Raw genomic sequence first — 20,909 nt, forward strand, 5'->3', positions numbered from 1 at the left:
GAGGATTTTCACATGTTTATTGATAAGCAGTCACCTATCCCCATGTACCATCAGATTATGGAGAACTTGAAAAAGCAGATTGAGGATGGAACGTTAGCACCTGATACACTCATTCCTTCTGAAAGAGAATATGCCGAACGCTTTGGTATTAGCCGAATGACTGTCAGACAAGCCTTATCGAACCTTGTGAACGAAGGATATTTATACCGGCAAAAAGGAAAAGGAACATTTGTTAGCCGAAAGAAGTTTGAACAACCGCTTCAAGGCTTAACAAGCTTTACAGAAGATATGCGTCAACGTGGGCTCAAAGCTTCAAGTCAGTTGATTGATTTCAAAAAAGTCGCATGCCCAGAGCACTTGCTGCAATCATTACAGCTGTCGAACAGTGAAGATGTCTATGAATTAAAACGAATCCGCCTTGCAAACGATGAACCAATGGCTATTGAAACGAGTTATATTCCTGAAAAATTTGCTGGCGAGCTCACAAAGGACCATTTAACTGGATCTTTATATGAATATATAGAAGCGAACACAGGTCTAACCATTGCCCATGCCAAGCAGGAGCTTGAAGCCAATGTTGCTTCAAAGGAAGAAGCTAACGTGCTGTCTATTTCATTAGGGGACCCTGTTCTCTCCATTGCAAGAACAACTTATTTTCAAAATGACCTTCCATTCGAGTATGTCATGTCCGTTTATAGAGGGGATCGATACAAGCTCACTCACACAATGGAAAGATAAAACTGTGCTCCTGAAAGCACAGTTTTTTATTTCCTAAGAAATGTTGATTGATCATCATTTTTTGTATGAATTTTCCATATAGGCGAAATCGCTTTCCCTTCGAAACGGTCTTTTGCGACAGTGTACCAATAATATTCTTGATTTGGCTTTAACCCTTTCCATTCAAAGGTTGCTTTTTTACCACTTTTCACACCTTTGACTTCTCCAAGAAGAACGTTTGTGTAGACATTCAATTCAAAATAATTGGTTTTAACGGATTTCATTTTTGGTGTTAAATCGACATCAATTGAAAATTCATCTTGATCTCCATACGTTTTTGGATCATAAAAATGTTCTTGATTCAAGTAAGGTGAGTATGTGGTGAAATGAAGCTTATTTTTTTCTTGATCCGCAGTGATCAGCCGCATAAAACCTTGACCACCTTCAGGACCTGACTGGTAATCTGCAAGGATTTGATATACTTTTCTGTCCACTTTTCCATCATGATCATCGTCAATCTCATCTACTTTTCGACTGGCTCCGTGGTAGTGGCCACTAAATACTGCGACAATATTCGGGTGACGCTTTACCACTTGATGGAAGATCAAATCTCCAATTGGGCTTCGATTGCCGCTCACTAACAAATACTCATGGAAATTTAAAATGACAATGCGATCTGGATGTTCAGAAATGACTCGATTTAACCAGTCAATCTCATTTTGCTTGATCCCCCAGCCCATATACACCATCATATAATCATTGCCACCAGCAGAGATAAGATCATAATGACCTCGATTGTTTTGATAAGATTCACCGTAATATGGCTTGTCTTCAAAGCGTTTCGCTCCAAAGTATCTCCCATATTCCCTATAATGGCCGTCTTTGTGTCTGACATCATGATTACCAGCTAATACACCGTAAGGAATCTGATGCTGATCTAACACACGCATAAATGTATCGGCACGATTCCATTGCTTATCCTTTGAATCATCCACAATATCACCTGTATGGAACACATATTGAATATTTAATGGGTCCCTTTGATCTCTGATCCACTCGACCATTTTTTTGAAGATATGAGGATAACTTCTGGCATAATATTGAGTATCAGACATCCACACCATCTTATAAGGCTTTAACGACTTACTGATCTCATCTTGTACAAGCAAATCAAACGTTTGATTTTTCATATACTGTCTGACTGACAGCAGCCCTTTTAGGTAAAATTCCTTTTCATCCTTGGCAAAGTGATGAGTGATTTTATCCCACTTTTCTTGCTGATGATTCCAAGCGTACATCGTTACCTTTCTCCCTGATAATGAGCTTCCTTTCCATACAGCCTCGACAACATCCTTTTCACGTACATCGTGATGAACCTTGATTTGAAAGCGATGATAAGGAAAATGCTGTAGATCTTTCGTTTCCACTGATTTACCATCAGCAAATGCAATGCGATTTCTTTCTCGATCAGAAAAAATCATTTCCCCTGTTTCATTTAAATGTTTTGGCGGCTCCGTTTCCGCTGCATATTTGAAAATCTTCATGGACGGATGCAGCGATGTATATTGATAGGCACGGTAAAAGGAGTAATCTAACTGATCATTAGTAGGATCATTGGTTAGCACTGTTTGCTTAGATGATTCCTTTTTTGTCCTATCTGACACTCTCTCTGGCGTTTCAGGGTGTTCATGTACCGTCTTAAAAACCTTCTTCAAAGTTGATTTGTTTCCAGCGGCATCTTTTGCTTTTATCTTCAATGTGTGTTCTCCAGGTTCTAATTCGCTAGAGGACGTTTGATAAGGCAAAGAGATCGGTTTTCCATCTAAATATGCCTTCATCTCCGTTATGTCACTCCAACGATCCGTCACCTTTGCCTTTAACGTAAAGACGCCTTTATATTGGTCATTTGCCTGTATATTACTCTTGATTTTCGGACCCGTGTTATCGACTTTCACACGTACAGATTGAGATTCGTCTGCGGTTTTAGCCTGAACAACATGTACTCCTTCTTTCAGCCTTCTTGTATCCCACTGAATATAGCTTGAAGCATATGCCTGCTTCGGGATTTGAAACTGAAATGCTCTCACCTTCTTAGCGCTGCCACCGTCGCCCATTTTCCATTCCTCATGCTGGCTCGCATTTAGAGGCAGAATTTGAGTTCCATTCGATAAAATCATCTGGACATTTTTCAATTCAAAATCATCGTGATTTTCTCCAGGAAATCGGTCAAACGGCGATGACTTCGTCCCAGCATGGAATGATATCGTTTGTGGACCTGCCTTTTCTAAGTGTTTTTCTGGTATTGGTATCGTATAGGTGCGATACACTTTTGTCGAATCATCAAAAATGGAAAGTAAGTGCTTACCTATAGACACACCATTCTTAAAATATAAATTTGTCCCTTTGACATCAAATGCAAGATATGGATCTGCTTCAAGTGCAGGGAATACTTGTCGAATTGGTTTTCCATCTATCATTAATTTTATGCTTTTTTTCTGATCTGCTGTTGCTTTTAAGTGAAATACGCCAGAAACCGTATCTCCTTCTTCTACATTCAATCGAAGGCCGTGAGCTTTGCTTACTTGTTCCACATCAATTGTTTTTTTCATTGTCATTGCTTGATTTTCGCCGTCAGACGCTTCAATCTGATATTCCAATCGATCTTTACCGATGAGCTCAGGTGAATAAATAATATAGTGAAACAGCCGATCATTATGATCCTTTTGAAGCAGCACCTCTTTAAAATCTTCATGACGATTGGTCCGATATCGCAATTTGACCGTTTTGACGGACTGATCATCCTGCACATCTGCCTTCATTTCAATGCCTTCAGTTGGTTTTATCGGTTGATTGTCTGTCATATCTTCGATCACAGGTTTATGAACATCTTGTGATATTTCTTTTTTTTCAGTTGGAATTTGTGCTTTTAACACTTTTCCGGGTGTTGGCTCTTCCTCCACTTTCGAGATCAGCTTCATTTGTGTCGTACCATCCATTGGATACTTGAACAGTAACGATCTGTGCTCGCTAAACAATGAAGGCTTTAAACGATAGGATGCCGACGATACCTCTTCTCCTATATTTGTTGTGATAGAAACAAGGCGGGATTTAGAATTGGACAATCCTTTACTCTCAATGAACGATAGATGCTTGCCCTCTTTTAAATGACTTTTGTACATCGCATTAAAGTCCGCTACCGTTAAATGCTCCTGCCCTTTTTTTCTAAGCCAAAATACGTATGGTTTTCCAGGAGAAATGGTGATAGGACTTGTGTGAAATGAATATATATCATCCATCTCTACGCCTTGCGCTGGATTGCGATAGCGAAGCTGGTAATGTCGAAGTGAAATGGGTGCATGAGTTGTGTTATACACCTCGATGAATTCAAAAGCATCCTTGCCTTTGCGGTTTTTTGAATTCACGACGATTTCTGTCATCAATAGCTCAGGAATTTGTGAGAGATCCTCTTCAAATCCGTTTAAGTGAACTGCTTGTTCGGTTGTTTTGATGACAGACTTCTGCGTCAGGAATTCTGTATAGTAATGAACTGTTGGATTCCACAATTGATCTGTCGGGATTTTCGCTGTGAATTCTGGTTTCATCCCCGGCAATCGTTCCATTGGGATCAATCGATATCCTAGTTCATCACTCTGTTTATAGTACAAGTTTGCAGACAAAATTTGCTCTGACTGACTAATAGATGCCCGAAATTGAAGATCACGTTTTTTTCCTTGAACCGGACGGACATCTACTTGAAATTGATCAAAGATAAAAGGTGAAAAGGGCTTTCGTATGTTCACTTGTGTTTGTGTCAAAGATCCTGCTGAAGCAGGCTGACTGAAACAAAAAAGAATGCTCAAAAAAAGGAAAAGAATGATTTGTCTGCTCACATTCACCATCGTGCACCGCCTCCCTTCGGATATTGTGTCTCCTGAAGACGGTTTTTATGACAGATGGAACGGGGAAACGATATAAATTCACACAAAAAAAAACCGTTAGCTTTTTTTCGCTAACGGTTCCACGATTCCTTTCTGTATGAGCAGATGGAAAATGGATAAAATGACAGCCATCCAAATGGCCGTTCCAAACCCATCAATGTTAAAACTATCTCCCATAAAGCTTGAGGTCATCATCAGTGTGATGGCATTAATGACAAAGAGGAACAATCCTAGTGAAAGTACTGTCACTGGCAGCGTTAAAATGATCAAAAACGGCTTCACTAAAATATTGAGCAAGGACAAAATAATACTTGCTACAATCGCTGCGCCAAAGCCTTCAATATACACACTACCAAGGCCTGGCAGAATGCCTGAATCAAAATATCCAGCAATGACGATTAAAAGTAATGCATTGACGAAAATACTAACGATCCATCTAAGCATTTAGTTAGTGCCTTCTTCCGGAACAACAAAATACCAGATGAAGTAGATCAAGAAGATCGGCATAAATGCTGTCATAAATCCGATGATCACCGTTAAAATACGAAGCAGGGATGCATCGACACTTAAGTATTCAGCAAGTCCACCGACAACACCCGCTATTTTTTTATCTGTCGCTGAACGATAAAGCTTCTTCATGTAGAATCACTCCTTGTCTGATTGGTGCTTTACTTGGATTGAGCCTGTTTTTGTTTCTGCAAAAATGGATATATTGTGCTCCGCCTGTTGATTGGCTTTGATCATTTTCTCTTTTTGCAACGTTTCATTTTTCTCTTTAATCATATTTGCATCAAGCAGCTCATGAGAGATCGATCCGAGATTGCTTTTCAGCTCCGCAGTCACTGCACAAGCACGCGGAATCTGAACGTCCACACTGCCTGTTGTCGTTTTTGCATAGATCGAACGGCATTTCTCATCTGACAGCTGAACAGCAATGTTCCCATTGAAGCTCTGTGCATCAATTGATTCACTTTTCCCACGCAGGTCAATGAGCCCATTAATGGTTTCTACTTCAATCATACCACACTCGTGATCAGCCAGTTTGATTTGTCCATTTGCTGTTTCAATTCCGACTTTTTCTGCTTGTAAAGAGGCAAAAGAGACGACGCCATTTGTTGTTTTTGCAGCCAGTTCTTTTGTCTTTAGCTTTTCCCCGCGAATCGGTCCATTAAACAGTTTGACTTTGATCTTATCGTATTGGATACGTGGTACATACAGAGTGACATTGACCTTCATGGTCTTCTTTTCAGTTCGGATAAAAAATTTGTCCCCTTCAAGTCCGCAATCCAGATGTTGAAGAAATTGATGTCTTGCCTGCTCTCCATCCTCTGCACGGTAAATTTTCGCATGACACTCTGCTCGAACATCCCCATCATCCCAAGGCATCAAATTGAGACTGCCGTTTGCCAATTGAATATCTAAATGGGACAGTGCCGCGTCTTTGAATTGAAAAATGTGTTCAACGTCGACGGACTGTCCAAAGTTCAAATCAAGATCTACATCTTTGACCTTTTTCACCGCCGAATCTAACCATCCAAACAGCTTTGCACCGAGGTTTTCAGTACCAGTTTCTTTATTCTCTGTGCCAGCTTTTTCTTCATGAAAGGTATGATCAGCCGTTGATTTTTCTAGTGAAATGGACTGATTTTCTTCTAGTTTTTCAATTAGCGTAATCGCTTCTTTTGCAGATAATGTCCCGTCTTCTACTAATTTTAAAATGCGCTCTTTTTCATTCATACAAAGCCCTCCTACGATTTGATGGATTGAAGCACTTTAATACCTTGAATGATATTCCAAATGACAGAGATCAAAAAGCCAATGGCGACTAAAAAGGACAAGATAAGTACGGTGAACACTGGAACGAGTGAGTCGCTTGCCTGTGTCGTCAATAAAAAGGGGATAGCTCCAAAAACCAGCAGCACACACGCTGCGACTGGCAAAACATGTGACCACAATGCACGCAGCGAATGCCGTTTCGTTTCCTTTTGATCCACTACAAAATATGCCACGATCGGTACAATAAACGGCATGAAAAATACACTGAAATAACAAATAGATGCAATGATCGACTGATCTCTGTTCATATATATTCGCTCCTTCATGATGAAAATTCCTTTCTAACTCATACGTTTATGGCGTATAAAAAGTTTCAAACTCATTCGATTTACATATGACCTTAGACACAAATTCTTTCTTTTTGCACCTAAGTGTAGATTCTTCATGGATTACCCTTTAAAATATGTTGAAAAGATGGTGATTATCATTATAGGGGGTAATTATTTTGACAGATCATCATAATGCTAACCACACGGCACAAACGCTTTTAGACCTTATACAGAAACAGAAAAGCATGAACAGCGATATGATCAAGGAGCTAGAGGCCATTCATCCGTCTCATCCGAAGTATGGTGATATCCGTTATTTAAAAGTACTGCTCGATAGTAGCAGCACTCATATTTTAAAGGATTTAACGCACCTCAGTAACTTAATGCCAAAGGAAGATGTGCAATAAAAGGAAAACCCCTCTTTCGGAGGGGTTTTTCTTTATGAGGATGTCACACTTTCTGTTTCTTTGACTAACTGTTTCATTCGCTCACGATCACGCTCTAAAATCGGTTTTAAGTATCGACCGGTGTAAGAAGCTTCTTCTTTAGCAATGTGTTCAGGTGTTCCTGAAGCAATAATCGTTCCTCCACCAGCACCGCCTTCTGGTCCTAGATCAACAAGGTAATCGGCTGCCTTAATAATATCAAGGTTGTGCTCAATGACCAATACCGTATCCCCGTTTTCGACCAAGCGCTGGAGCACTTTTAACAACCTAGCAATATCATCCACATGAAGACCCGTTGTCGGTTCGTCTAAAATATACAAGGATCTTCCGTTTGAACGGCGGTGAAGCTCGGATGCCAATTTCACGCGCTGCGCCTCTCCACCAGACAATGTCGTGGCAGGCTGCCCAAGTGTAATGTATCCTAATCCAACATCAAAGATCGTTTGCAGCTTCCGCTTAATTTTCGGGATATTCTCGAAAAATTGAAGTGCGTCCTCTACCGTCATTTCAAGCACATCGGAAATATTTTTCCCTTTATACGTGACCTCTAACGTCTCGCGGTTATAACGTTTCCCGTGACACACTTCACAAGGCACATATACATCAGGTAAAAAGTGCATTTCAATTTTAATAATGCCATCTCCACGACACGCTTCGCAGCGTCCACCTTTCACGTTAAAGCTGAATCGCCCTTTTTTATAGCCTCGTACCTTCGCTTCATTGGTTTGCGCAAAGACATCCCGCACGTCATCAAATACACCTGTATACGTAGCAGGATTGGATCTTGGTGTACGGCCAATTGGAGATTGATCAATATCAATGACTTTGTCTAAGTGATCCATTCCTTTGATTTCTTTGTGCTGTCCTGGCTTCGCTTTTGCTCTGTGCAGTTTTTGGGCAAGGGATTTCAATAAAATTTCATTCACAAGTGTACTTTTCCCTGATCCTGACACACCTGTCACAGCGGTAAAGACACCTAAAGGAAACTTCGCAGTCACGTTTTTAAGGTTGTTTTCTTTTGCCCCTTTAATTTCAATGAATCGGCCGTCAGGCTTTCGTCTCTCAATCGGAAGCGGGATGAATTTCTCACCAGATAAATATTGTCCAGTCAACGATTTTGGGTCTTTCATGACTTCTTCTGGTGTTCCAGCTGAAATCACTTCTCCTCCATGAACCCCTGCACCTGGTCCAATATCAATGAGATAATCAGCGGCAAGCATCGTATCTTCATCATGTTCTACGACAATCAGTGTGTTTCCGATATCACGCATGTTTTTCAATGTTCCAATCAATCGGTCATTATCCCGTTGATGCAGACCAATCGATGGTTCATCTAAAATATAAAGAACGCCTGTCAGTCTTGATCCAATTTGTGTCGCCAAACGAATCCGCTGCGCCTCCCCGCCTGATAATGTGCCAGCAGACCGGCTTAATGTCAAATAATCTAATCCGACATTATTTAAGAAGGATAAGCGCTCTTTGATTTCACGTAAAATGAGCTGGGCAATCTGCAAATCTTTCTCAGATAACTCAATTTTCTCATAGAAATCAAGGGCATCAGATACAGACAAATCGGTCATTTCTCCGATATGTTTGCCATTGATGAGAACCGCAAGTGTTTCTTTTTTCAGGCGATATCCTTTACAGGTCGGACATGGCTGATTGGCCATATATTTTTCCATCTGCTCCCGAATATAATCGGAGCTCGTTTCCTTGTAGCGCCGTTCAATGTTACGAAGCACACCTTCAAACTCGATTTCATTTTCACGGACCTGGCCAAAATCATTTTCATATTTAAAATAAATCAGCTCAGAGCCGCTGCCATATAAAATTTTATCAAATAAATGCGCCGGAATATCTTTTACTGGAATATCCATGTCAATTCCATAGTGTGTACATACCGCCTCAAGAAGCTGCGGGTAATATTGTGAGCTTTGAGGCTCCCATGGGGCAATGGCATGCTGACGTAAAGTCAAATCCTTATTCGGAATCACAAGCTCTGGATCTACTTCTAGTTTAGAACCAAGCCCATCACAGCTTGAGCAGGCACCGAAAGGGCTATTAAACGAGAACATTCTCGGCTCAAGTTCCCCAATAGAGAATCCGCAGTGCGGACAAGCATGATGCTCACTAAATAACAGCTCCTCTTGTCCAATCACATCGATCATCACACGACCTTCACCAAGTCGGAGTGCCGTTTCAAGAGAATCAGACAACCGTGCAGCCACGCCTTCTTTCACGACAATTCGATCAATCACCACTTCAATGGAATGCTTTTTATTCTTTTCAAGCTCGATCTCTTCTGACAGGTCCTCCATCTCGCCATCAACTCTGACTCGAACGTAGCCCTGCTTCCGAATTTGATCAAGTACTTTCACGTGTGTTCCCTTACGTCCAGATACGATCGGCGCAAGCACTTGTAGTTTCGTTCGTTCTGGATACTCTAAAATACGGTCTGTCATTTGCTCAATCGTCTGTGATGTAATTTCGATCCCATGAATAGGACAAATCGGTTTTCCGACTCGAGCATATAATAGACGCAAGTAATCATAAATTTCTGTAACAGTCCCAACGGTTGATCGAGGGTTTCTGCTTGTCGTTTTCTGGTCAATACTAATCGCTGGAGAAAGCCCTTCAATCGCATCTACATCTGGTTTGTCCATTTGACCGAGAAATTGACGTGCATAGGCTGACAGTGATTCAACATACCTGCGCTGACCTTCTGCATAAATGGTATCGAAGGCAAGCGACGATTTTCCCGAACCAGATAAACCCGTAATGACCACTAGCTGATCGCGCGGGATATTGACATCAATATTTTTAAGGTTGTGGGCTCTTGCCCCTTTCACCTCTATTCGTTCCATAGCCATCTGGCATTCATCCTTCCGCTTTTAGCTCTAGCAATAGATCTCTTAATTCTGCTGCTTTTTCAAAATCAAGCGCTTTTGCTGCATCTTTCATTTCCATCTCGACGTTTTCGATCACTTTTTCTCGTTCTTTTTTGCTCATTTTTGACAACTTTGGTGCTGCTTTTGTTTCGTATTCTTCCGAATCCTCATGTACTTTTGTTGCCTTGATCACATCTCGAATCTTCTTATGGATCGTTTGCGGAGTGATACCAAATTTCTCATTATACGCTTCTTGCTGCTCACGTCTCCGCTTTGTTTCTTGTATGGCAATATCCATTGATTTCGTCATATTGTCTGCATACATAATAACCCGGCCTTCTGCATTTCTTGCAGCACGGCCAATCGTCTGGATGAGGGATCTTTCTGAACGTAAAAAGCCTTCTTTATCCGCATCTAAAATCGCCACGAGCGACACCTCTGGAATATCCAAACCTTCTCGAAGAAGGTTGATCCCAACAAGCACATCATATTTTCCGAGACGTAAATCACGAATAATCTCAATCCGCTCTAGTGTCTTAATTTCTGAGTGCAGATAATTGACCTTGATTCCGATTTCTTTCAGATAATCTGTCAGATCCTCAGACATTTTCTTCGTTAAAGTCGTCACAAGCACACGCTCATTTTTCTCAACCCTTGCATGAATTTCCCCAATTAAGTCATCGATTTGTCCTTCAATCGGACGGACTTCAATGATTGGATCAAGCAAACCGGTTGGTCGAATAATTTGTTCCACAACCTCTGGCGTTTTCTCAAGCTCGTATGGGCCAGGTGTTGCGGATACATGCACAATATGGTTAATGTGTTTTTCAAACTCAGCAAATGTGAGTGGTCTATTATCAAGTGCTGACGGCAGACGGAATCCGTGATCAACAAGCACTTGTTTTCTTGCCTGGTCCCCATTGTACATGGCGCGAATTTGCGGGATGGTCACGTGTGACTCATCGACAACAATCATAAAATCATCCGGAAAATAATCAAGCAATGTGTAAGGTGTTGAACCGGGCGGACGTAAGGTGAGATGTCTTGAGTAGTTCTCAATCCCTGAACAAAAGCCCATCTCTCTCATCATCTCAAGGTCATACCTTGTCCGCTGCTCAAGACGCTGTGCTTCAAGTAGTTTTCCGTTTTCACGAAGCTTTTCCAACTGTTCCTCAAGCTCTTTTTCAATATTAATAATCGCTTTTTCCATCTTTTCTTCTCTTGTGACGAAGTGAGATGCTGGGAAAATAGCAACGTGGTCACGATCACCGAGAATTTCTCCAGTGAGAGCATCTACTTCACGAATACGTTCAATTTCATCACCGAAAAACTCCACTCTGATACAATGCTCATCTCGTGAAGCAGGAAAAATTTCAACGACGTCTCCTCGAACTCTGAAGGTTCCGCGCTGAAAATCTATATCATTACGAGAATACTGAATATCCACAAGCTTACGCAGCAGTTGATTGCGTTCAATTTCCATTTCAGTTCGTAAAGACAGCACAAGCTCTCTGTATTCTTCAGGAGAACCTAAGCCATAAATACAGGACACACTGGCAATGATGATGACATCTCTTCGCTCAAATAATGAGGATGTGGCGGAGTGTCTTAGCTTATCGATCTCATCATTAATACTGGCATCCTTTTCAATAAATGTATCAGTTTGAGGCACGTACGCCTCAGGCTGGTAATAATCATAATAACTCACAAAATATTCAACAGCATTATTCGGAAAGAATTCCTTAAACTCGCTGTATAATTGTCCGGCAAGTGTCTTATTATGCGCAATGACAAGTGTTGGTTTGTTCACTTCTTTGATCAGGTTAGATACAGTAAAGGTCTTTCCCGTACCTGTAGCACCTAACAGCGTTTGATGCTGTTTCCCCTGATGGATGCCCTCCACAAGCTTTTCAATGGCTTTTGGCTGATCTCCTTGGGGCTGATAGTTAGAAACTAATTCAAAGCGGTCACTCACATCAAAGCCTCCGTTTCGTTACGAAATCTATCTAATGAATATATTATCATAAAAGAACACAAAAATACGAACTAAAGTTCGTGTCTGACTTGATTTTTATTTCCAATACAACCATACCCTCTCTGCCGTGGCTCATAACCCTCTAAAGAAACCTTCCTTTCAGTATGGAACATTTTGGAGCGAGATATTCGATCAGCAGAAAAACCACAAAAAAGAAAGCTGCACTCACTAGAATCGTAAGCACAGCTCCTGCAATCAAAAATATTTTCTTTTCATCAAGAGGGATCACATCAATGATGTTTTTCAGCCTTCTCTCTTTTTTCGACTTCTTTCTTGGCCATAAACAATGCCCCGGCCACTAAAGAAATAATATCTAATCCTACGATAAAGTAGGTTTCTGTATAGCCTTTCATATACGAAGCAAATAAAAGCGCTGCTGTTAATGCAATGCCAACGTAATGATTATAAGTAACCTTTGAAAATAAAATAACGAGCAAGAAAGGAAAAACAAGTGCAAATATGGCTTTTGTAATCACAAAAACCCTCCCTCTACATGGTCTACTCCCTTGATTATAGTAAAGATTGGCATAATGAACAATTCACAGTTTTCAATTTCAGCTTTTTTCTTCTCGGTTGAAGACTTTTGATATAGATGAGGAGGAAAATTAGTGAAAACGTCCCCTTTCTAAAGATAGGTCTTTACGTCTTTGACAGTTACATCCAATAAATTCTATGATGAAAATGATAGTGCGCACTATCATTTTAAAAAACAAAAAGAGACAAATGAAACCATTGGCTATTTGGATAAGGGGGCATTCCCATGTATTCAGTATTATTTCATGCGGCTGAAGAATCCGCATCACTCGCAGGGGCAAAAGGCGTGAATTTAATTAAATTAAACAATCACGGACTGCCAGTTCCAGATGGATTTATTATTAAAACGAACAGCTTTGCAAGCTTTCTTTCATATCACAATTTCCATCCAACTGATCAAAATCTTGCCCGAAAAATCACAGAAGCTTCGTTTCCTTCACAAATGGAGACAGAATTACTTTCATCCTTTCAATCATTGTTGAAAACATATCCGTCCGTTGCAGTGCGATCCTCTTCTGTTGCGGAAGATCTCGAAGGCGCCTCCTTTGCAGGTCAATACGAGACCTATTTAAATATCAAAACAAATGAAGAATTCTTGCAAGCCGTCAAAGAATGTTGGTCGTCTTACTTCGCAGCAAGAGTCACAGAATATAAGGAAGAAATGATTGAGAACGAGGAAGAGATGCCGCTCATGGCTGTTGTTGTACAAGGCTTGATCCATTCTGACATCTCTGGTGTCATCTTTAGTGAGAATCCTGTATCAGGAAAAACAAACGAAGTCATGATGACTGCAAGCTATGGACTAGGAGAAGCCATCGTCTCCGGCCTTGTGACGCCAGATACATTTATTGTAAACAAAGAAACGTACTCTATTGAAAAATCACTAGGAACAAAAGAAGTGCAAATTGTCCCCTGTCAAGAGGGCGTCGTTGAACAACCCGTAGGTGAGGAGATGGCTGGCCAATTTTGTCTTCGAGATGATCAATTGATCCAAATCACGAAAATGACAAAACAAGTAGAAGAACTTTATGGACATGGAGTAGATATCGAATTCGGCATGTCAGATGGTACTTTTTATTTACTTCAAGCAAGACCGATTACTGCTTCTTTTTCCAATACAGCAAATGGCTCCTCAGGTGCAGCCTTTCAAATGAAACCTGAAGAGCTGCAAGACTTCTGGATCTCAATGGACGATCATATGCCTGGACCCACAAGTCCTCTTTTTTCAAGTTTGATCATACCTGCTTTAAAAAACGGGATGAAGAAAAACGGAGAGAAGTATCAAGTACCAGACCTTAATATTAAAGATATCAAGCTTTATAGAGGTCATTTGTATTCTTCACCGTCTATGCCAGAAGCGTCAGAGGAACCAGTTTTTGACGAGAGCCTATTCGAAATGTTTCCTCGTTTAAGCGAAAGAATGTATCGCATTTTAAAGCAAAACTTGTTCCCATTATACGAAAAACTTGATCAGCAAATCACTCAACCGCTAACAATTGAGGAAGCCATTAATGGCTTTCAAGAATTAAAGGAGATTTATCTAAGAGCGTATGACGACCATTTTGATATTGTCATACCTCAAGTCATTCTATCAGCGATCATTGAAGACATGCTTGTCACATATACTGGGGATCAAACACAAGTCGTTCTGCTGCATGAAATGATGATAGGTGTGATGAACAAGTCTCTTGAAACAGATCAAAAGCTATCTCACTTGGCAAAAGACGTTCTTCAAGATTCCGAGCTTCTTCAGGCATTTAAAGATCATTCAACGAATGCTGAACTATTATTTGCCCTCAATCACACAGATAAAGGAAAAAACTTCATTTCCGACGTAGAAGCTTTTCTCCAAGTCTATGGTTGGCGGTCTGTTAAAAGCCATGATTTCACAGAGGAAACATGGGTGGAAAATCCTGAATTTGTCTTGGACATCATTAGAAACAACATTCGGTATCAATCTGATTTTGATGAAGAATTTGCACAAGCCGTGATCAAAAGGCAAGAAACGTATGAACAGTTTATCAGTCAAGTGACAGATGAAGCGTTTAAAACAAAATTTGAGGAACTTTATCATTTTGCACTCCATGCAGCCAATATTCGAGATGATCATCACTTTTACATTGATGCCATGTTAGATGCAAAAGCGAGACTCTATCTCTTAAAAATTGGTGAACTTCTTGTTCAAAAAGGAGCGATCCCTCATCAAGAAGACCTTTGGCATCTTTACGATGATGAAGTACTCAATGCGCTCACAACTTCGACCACATACGATTCGATCATTCAGCAAAGAAAAATTGAAATGAAGGAAAATGAATCCATCCAACCACCAGCTTATACAGGAACGCCTTCTGAAGCTGAATTGCAGCAAGTAGAAAGAATGCTCGGTTCGCTAAGGGAAAATGAAAACAACACAGACGATGCAATCTATGGAATTGGTGCATCTAGCGGCATTACTTCCGGAAGAGTCAGAGTCATTACATCTGCTGATGAATTTTCACAATTTGAGAAAGATGACATTTTAGTTTGTAAAACAACGACACCTTTATGGACCAGCTTATTTAGAGACGCAAAAGCAGTCATCACCGATTCTGGCGGCATTTTGTCCCATTCCGCTATTATCGCTAGAGAATATATGATACCTGCTGTCTTAGGTACACGGATCGCAACTGAAAAACTAAAATCTGGTGACCTCGTGACAGTAGATGGAGCCAATGGGCGTATCCAGTTATTAAATCAGCATTCACGGGCATAGTCGTCACTGTTTGGATCATATTGGCGGTCACAGATTTTATCGGTATACTTACTTTGTTGCAAACACATTCATAACCTGAGGTGAGTATGCTTGTTAAAATCAACAAATCAGCGGATCATTCGCGCAACAATGGAATTATTGTCTGAAAAGGGCTATCAAAAAACAACGACAAAAGAAATTGCGACAAAAGCGAATGTAAGTGAAGCGACAATTTTTCGTAACTTTAAAAACAAACGCGGCGTGATTGCTGCCATTATGAAAATGAAATCAACACCGACCAAAACCCTTGAAGCTGAATTTAAAGACGATTTATACACCGATTTAAAATTTCTCGGTAGCTATTTCCTTGAAGATTTGACTTCAAAAAAAGAATTTATCTATATCAGCATAAGAGAACCCGCTATGTTTAAAGATTTAACAGACCATGAAAAAATTTATCCTCAAGAATTGAGAGACATGCTGATTCATTATTTCAAAAAAATGAGTGCTCAGCATCGTGTATTAGAAGGAAAAGAAGACATCTATGCTGATATATTTATTAGCACGTATTTTGGCTTTTTCATTCAACAGCTAGAGCAAGACATTCAGCTTGTTTTAACACAAAAAGAAGACTTTATTGAGACATGCACACACATTTTCATGAGAGGAATTTCCCCCACTTAATTGGGTGAAATTCTTCTTTTTTACAAAGGTGGTAAACACATTGAATCTTAAAAAAGAGAACTTGATCATTTATTCTTTGCTGCTTGGAGCTATTTTAGTTCCAGTCAATTCAACCATGATCGCAGTCGCTCTATCATCCATATCAACTTATTACGATCAATCCATATCAAACATTACTTGGGTGGTCACGATTTATCTAATTGTCATGGCAGTCACTCAACCTATTGCGGGTAAGCTGGGAGATATATACGGCCACCGCAGCATGTATTTAGCTGGTGTGATACTCTTTTTGATTGGCTCCATTGGATGTGCTTTCGCACCTAATCTTGCTTTTCTTATTAGCTTCCGATCAATTCAAGCGGCAGGCGGAGCTATATTAACACCGAACAGCATTGCTTTAATTCGAGCAACAGTATCACATGAAAAGCTTTCTAAAACTATGGGTTTTTTCGGTTTTGGAGCGGGAATTGGTGCCGCACTCGGACCTTTTATCGGCTCTATTCTCATTCAGAGCTTTGACTGGCATTCCATTTTCCTAGTGAATATACCATTTTTAATTCTCACACTTGTGACAGGCGTTTTTATGATTCCGAAGATGAAACATGCGCGTTTACAAGCCAATGTAGATATCATCGGTTCGTTATACTTAACAATCGGGATCGCCACACTCATTTTGTTTACTAAAAGCCAATTATTAAACGAATACATGATCTATGGCGTTCTAGCGGTCATTTCCATTCCTTTATTTTTCAAACACGTACGTAAAGTTACAAATCCCATCATTGATTTGACATTATTTAAAAACAGTACCTTTACGAACGCTAACCTTTCTATCATGCTTAGTAATTTTGTGATGTACGCGATTCTTCTCATTATGCCGCTGTTTATGGAGCAAAAACTCGCGCTTTCTCATACACAAAGCGGGATTTTCCTTTCGATCTTTTCACTCTGTATGTCGATTAGTGGATTACTCGGGGCAAAGCTCCATCCAATAAAAGGCGCCAAAAAAATGATTCGATTTTCATTTCTCTGTCTTACTTTATCAGGTGTTATGCTGATCACACTAAGCAGCTACCCAAATTTACCACTCCTTATCATCACATTAGTCGCTGGGGGGATCTCATCAGGTATTGGCATGACTAGCATGCAGATGGCTTCTTTAACATCTGTTGATCAGAGTTTATCCGGCTCTGCATCTGGAATTTTTTCTACCTTTAGATATTTCGGAAGTATCATTTCATCTACTTTAATTGGTATATTAAGTGGTTTTCAATCTTTATTTATCATATTAATGGGCGCAGGTATTCTTGGTTTCCTCCTCTCTCATCGTCTAAAAACGAAACCCACTTCTCATTCATCTGAACACTCTGCTTAATGACTCCCTTCGCTCTATTTAGGGCGGGGGAGCTATGATTATTTGTTACTGTAACCGATTATGGATACAATGATCAAACTGTGAAAATGATCTTTTACTCATGAAAAAATGTCATATGAATAAACGAAAAAGAAATTTCAGCTTTCATTTACCTCTACTTCCCCACCTAAAAACTTCTTTTCATATCTTCCAGCATTCATAACTTCGATTTTTTTTCACAATTTTTGTGTTATGCTTTTTGAAAATAGAGCACCAAAGGAGCAGAAGGATGAAACGAGTGAAATATTTTTTAATATGCTTGTCAGCTCTACTATTTTTCCTAGCAGGCTGCGGAAAAGACCAGCAATTTACGCCCCCTGGCAGCTCTCAATCAATTGCTGTCATTTCTCAACTAAAAAAAGCCTCCTTTTCAATCGTTGATTTACAAAAAAATAAAATTGTCTCTTCCGTTGATTTAAAACATCCTCTCACTGATCTTGTTCACATCAACAAAGACGTGATCATTGCATCAAGTAAGGAAGGACAATCTCTTATAGAAATCAATTTAAAAAAAGGAACAGCAGCGGACTATATGGATGTGAATAAAGGTCTGACTTCACTTGTGTATGATGCGGATACCAACACTTTACTTGTGACCGATTCAGAGAAAAATGTCGTTTATTTTATCGATACAGTGCACAAGAAAATAAAAGCAACTGTGAAGACCGGGACATTCCCCTCTTCTATGGCGTTGTCTTCTTCTGGAACGTTGTTTGTTTTAAATGCAAAAAGTCATTCTGTTTCAGTCATTGATATTGAAAAGAAAAAAAAGATACGAACGATTTCCGTCCTAGAACGGCCATCTGGCATTCATTTTGATGGGCATTCTATTTGGGTTGGAGGACACGGTAAACCGGGCACATTAAATAAGAGCATTTTTGCTTACGACCCTAAAACAGGTAAGAAACAGCGAGAAATCAAACTAGGTGTTATGCCAGTCGCGTTTTTTTCAGAAAAAAACTCTTCAACTTTATATGTATTATGTCATGGAGACCATACACTATATAAAGTAAATACCAAGAAAAACAAACTGCTTTCCTCTGTTGAGACCGGTCAAAATCCGAATTATATCACTGCTGATTCCTCATCTATATATGTCAGTAACTTAGATGACAATTCAGTATCCGTCATCGACAAACATACATTTATGTTGAAGAACCGACTGAACATCCCAGCAGGACCTTATGCTATCATGTTGGAGGAAAAGAAATGAAAGAACAGATGAATATTTTAATAGTAGATGATGAATTAGATATGCTTGAGTTAATCGGATCCTTTTTGCAAAGACAAGGCTTTCACGTGATAACTGCAAATAATGGCACGGGCGCCTTACATCAGCTTGAAAAAGAGGCCATTGACCTTGTTGTATTGGATATTATGATGCCAGATATGGATGGATTCGAAGTCTGCCAGCGCATCAGGCAAACCTCTCAAATCCCTATTTTATTTTTAACAGCTAGAAGTTATGAAGAGGATCGCATTAAGGGGCTGGAAATTGGAGCAGACGACTACATCATGAAGCCTTTTAGTCTACGTGAGCTTGCAGCTAGAATTGAAACGACATTAAGACGAATTAGAGGTCTTTCTTTAAAGCGCAGTCGAATCATGATTGGTGACTTGGAGATCGATCAAGATGGCAGACAAGTCTATCTCAAGCAAGAGCCCATCAATTTAACAAGAAGAGAATTTGATTTACTTATGTTTCTTCTGCTCAATCAAGGCCAAGTCTTTTCCCGTGAACAGCTCTATCAAAAATTGTGGGAATCACACTCACCTAGTGGCTCTTTAAGAACAGTCGATACACATATTAAAACACTAAGACTGAAATTAAAGGAAGCGGAACGGTATATTAAGACCGTTTGGGGTGTCGGCTATAAGTTTGAGGAGGACAAATGAAGCCATTATCTATTAAAAGGAAAGTGCTTTTCTTAATCCTTTCCGTTATAGGCATCGTTGCTGCCTCAGCTCTTGCCCTGACTTATTACTTATACCAGCACTTATATATAGATAAACAGATTGACTCTTTAAGTTTACAAGGAAAGAAGCTGGCAGAAATCTATCACAAACACGGGAAAGACACATATTTTACTGACAGAATGAAGTGGGCAAATGACTCAAGCCAGGCAAGTGTTATTTTTACTGATGATCCTATGGAGCTTTCAAGCGGTATTCCTTTCGATACGAATACAAACGATAACCTCATTACGTTTAAAGAACGCCAAAAGCTTCTTCAGGGGAAAACAGTTGTGTTAATTAGAGAACACCCCCAGTTTCATCAAGATATTCTCGGGATTGCCATCCCTGTGTTCTCAAACAAAAATGATTTATCAGGAACCATTTTCCTCTCTATGCCTTTATCTGATGTGTATGAACCGTTTGTTCAAATTCGATTAACGCTTGGCATCTCTATTTTAATTATCCTGCTTTTGATTTTCTTTATTGGATATAAAAGTTCTAATAAAGTCGTAAGGACGATCAATCAAATGAAAGAAATTGCAATGGAAATGGAATCTGGTGATTTTTCAAAACGCATGGCTGTGACCAAAAAAGGGGATGAGTTAAATCAGCTGAGCCGTTCCTTTAATAAACTGTCCTCTACCTTAGAAAAAGTTGAACAGCATCGCAGAGAGTTCCTTGCCAATGTCTCCCACGAACTGAGAACGCCTTTAAGTTATATGAAAGGCTATGCTGAAGGAATTGAAGAAGGCATTATTGATCAAAAGAAAGGCATGCAGATTATTCAAGACGAATCCACAAGATTAAGCCGGCTCGTACATGACCTTCTTGATCTCGCACAGTTAGAGGGGGAATCTTACCCACTAACGATGGAGCCGATCGTCTTTGCGCAGCTTATTCATGATGTTCTTGATCAAATGACATTCATTGCTAGTCAAAAGAGAATCTCGTTCAACCGCGAACTCGAAGAGGATTGTATTATTTATGGTGATAGCGATCGACTTGAGCAAGTCGTTCGTAATTTATTGGACAATGCCATCCATTACACGCCTTCAGGAAAATCGATTTCGATTGAATTATTCGTTCACCAACAAACTGCTAAATTGAGAATTACAGATGAAGGCAGCGGAATTCCAAAAGGAGATCTCCCTCATGTTTCTGAGCGTTTTTATCGAGTGAATAAAGCCCGCACAAGAAAAGATGGCGGCTCTGGTCTTGGACTAGCCATTGTTTATCAAATTATAAAAAAACATCGTGGCACGTTCGTTCTTCAATCTGAACAAGGCCTAGGTACGACCGCTATTATACAATTACCAAGTGCAGAGAGCACTGAAACTCCGCCTGTCTCCTCATAAAATAAGATGACATCTTAAACAAAACAGCTCTTTTCTAGAGCTGTTTTTATTCAACAGAAAAATAAAGAATTGGCCTTTTTTTATTAACAATTTATTCATATTTGCT

General features: G+C 39.9%; 16 protein-coding genes. 8 read left to right on the top strand and 8 right to left on the bottom strand.

Annotated features, from left to right (window positions below; translation table 11 throughout):
• Positions 1-12: 12 nt before the first annotated feature.
• The gene (locus tag NST73_RS16410) at positions 13-738 is read left to right on the top strand and encodes a GntR family transcriptional regulator (RefSeq protein ID WP_041507821.1); all 726 of its coding nucleotides are present in this window, start codon (positions 13-15) and stop codon (positions 736-738) included.
• 26 nt (positions 739-764) lie between these two features.
• On the opposite strand, the gene NST73_RS16415 is transcribed toward NST73_RS16410, so the two are convergent.
• From NST73_RS16415 to NST73_RS16435, 5 genes are all read right to left on the bottom strand, one after another.
• Positions 765-4,616 (bottom strand): metallophosphoesterase, encoded by a 3,852-nt coding sequence (locus NST73_RS16415; RefSeq protein ID WP_342499220.1) that lies wholly within the window; start codon positions 4,614-4,616, stop codon positions 765-767.
• Positions 4,617-4,712: 96 nt separating this feature from the next.
• Complete coding sequence (locus NST73_RS16420) at positions 4,713-5,099, bottom strand: phage holin family protein (protein WP_007500042.1); 387 nt, start codon at positions 5,097-5,099, stop codon at positions 4,713-4,715.
• The gene (locus NST73_RS16425; RefSeq protein WP_008348183.1) at positions 5,100-5,294 is read right to left on the bottom strand and encodes a PspC domain-containing protein; all 195 of its coding nucleotides are present in this window, start codon (positions 5,292-5,294) and stop codon (positions 5,100-5,102) included. It abuts the gene before it with no gap.
• A 6-nt stretch (positions 5,295-5,300) separates the two neighbouring features.
• Positions 5,301-6,392 carry a DUF4097 domain-containing protein gene (locus tag NST73_RS16430; RefSeq protein ID WP_342499221.1) on the bottom strand — a complete coding sequence of 364 codons (1,092 nt, stop codon included), beginning with the start codon at positions 6,390-6,392 and terminating at the stop codon, positions 5,301-5,303.
• Between the two features lie 11 nt (positions 6,393-6,403).
• Positions 6,404-6,739, bottom strand: a complete 336-nt coding sequence (locus NST73_RS16435) for a hypothetical protein (protein WP_008348186.1) — start codon at positions 6,737-6,739, stop codon at positions 6,404-6,406.
• Between the two features lie 197 nt (positions 6,740-6,936).
• Here NST73_RS16435 and NST73_RS16440 point away from each other — a divergent pair, with 197 nt between their 5' ends.
• On the top strand, positions 6,937-7,167 hold the full coding sequence (locus NST73_RS16440) for a hypothetical protein (protein ID WP_008348188.1): 231 nt from the start codon (positions 6,937-6,939) through the stop codon (positions 7,165-7,167).
• 32 nt (positions 7,168-7,199) lie between these two features.
• On the opposite strand, the gene uvrA is transcribed toward NST73_RS16440, so the two are convergent.
• From uvrA to NST73_RS16455, 3 genes are all read right to left on the bottom strand, one after another.
• The gene (uvrA, locus tag NST73_RS16445) at positions 7,200-10,076 is read right to left on the bottom strand and encodes an excinuclease ABC subunit UvrA (protein ID WP_203143709.1); all 2,877 of its coding nucleotides are present in this window, start codon (positions 10,074-10,076) and stop codon (positions 7,200-7,202) included.
• A gap of 7 nt (positions 10,077-10,083) precedes the next feature.
• On the bottom strand, positions 10,084-12,069 hold the full coding sequence (gene uvrB, locus NST73_RS16450; RefSeq protein ID WP_073412837.1) for an excinuclease ABC subunit UvrB: 1,986 nt from the start codon (positions 12,067-12,069) through the stop codon (positions 10,084-10,086).
• 290 nt (positions 12,070-12,359) lie between these two features.
• The gene (locus NST73_RS16455) at positions 12,360-12,605 is read right to left on the bottom strand and encodes a CsbA family protein (protein WP_008348197.1); all 246 of its coding nucleotides are present in this window, start codon (positions 12,603-12,605) and stop codon (positions 12,360-12,362) included.
• 284 nt (positions 12,606-12,889) lie between these two features.
• Here NST73_RS16455 and NST73_RS16460 point away from each other — a divergent pair, with 284 nt between their 5' ends.
• From NST73_RS16460 to NST73_RS16485, 6 genes are all read left to right on the top strand, one after another.
• Entirely contained in the window at positions 12,890-15,415 is a 2,526-nt protein-coding gene (locus tag NST73_RS16460; RefSeq protein WP_342499222.1) for a PEP/pyruvate-binding domain-containing protein, read from the top strand.
• Between the two features lie 90 nt (positions 15,416-15,505).
• Positions 15,506-16,078 carry a TetR/AcrR family transcriptional regulator gene (locus NST73_RS16465; RefSeq protein WP_342499223.1) on the top strand — a complete coding sequence of 191 codons (573 nt, stop codon included), beginning with the start codon at positions 15,506-15,508 and terminating at the stop codon, positions 16,076-16,078.
• 40 nt (positions 16,079-16,118) lie between these two features.
• Positions 16,119-17,453 (top strand): MFS transporter, encoded by a 1,335-nt coding sequence (locus tag NST73_RS16470; RefSeq protein ID WP_342499224.1) that lies wholly within the window; start codon positions 16,119-16,121, stop codon positions 17,451-17,453.
• Between the two features lie 268 nt (positions 17,454-17,721).
• Positions 17,722-18,705, top strand: a complete 984-nt coding sequence (locus NST73_RS16475; RefSeq protein ID WP_342499225.1) for a YncE family protein — start codon at positions 17,722-17,724, stop codon at positions 18,703-18,705.
• Positions 18,702-19,388 carry a response regulator transcription factor gene (locus NST73_RS16480; protein ID WP_025208049.1) on the top strand — a complete coding sequence of 229 codons (687 nt, stop codon included), beginning with the start codon at positions 18,702-18,704 and terminating at the stop codon, positions 19,386-19,388. The genes NST73_RS16475 and NST73_RS16480 overlap by 4 nt, the downstream gene beginning before the upstream one ends.
• Positions 19,385-20,803, top strand: coding sequence for an ATP-binding protein (locus NST73_RS16485; RefSeq protein WP_212359817.1), 1,419 nt, complete (start codon positions 19,385-19,387; stop codon positions 20,801-20,803). Before NST73_RS16480 ends, NST73_RS16485 begins: the two co-directional genes overlap by 4 nt.
• Positions 20,804-20,909: the final 106 nt, after the last annotated feature.

It is taken from the genome of Bacillus sp. FSL W7-1034 (genome assembly GCF_038593365.1).
Taxonomy (GTDB): domain Bacteria; phylum Bacillota; class Bacilli; order Bacillales; family Bacillaceae; genus Bacillus; species Bacillus altitudinis.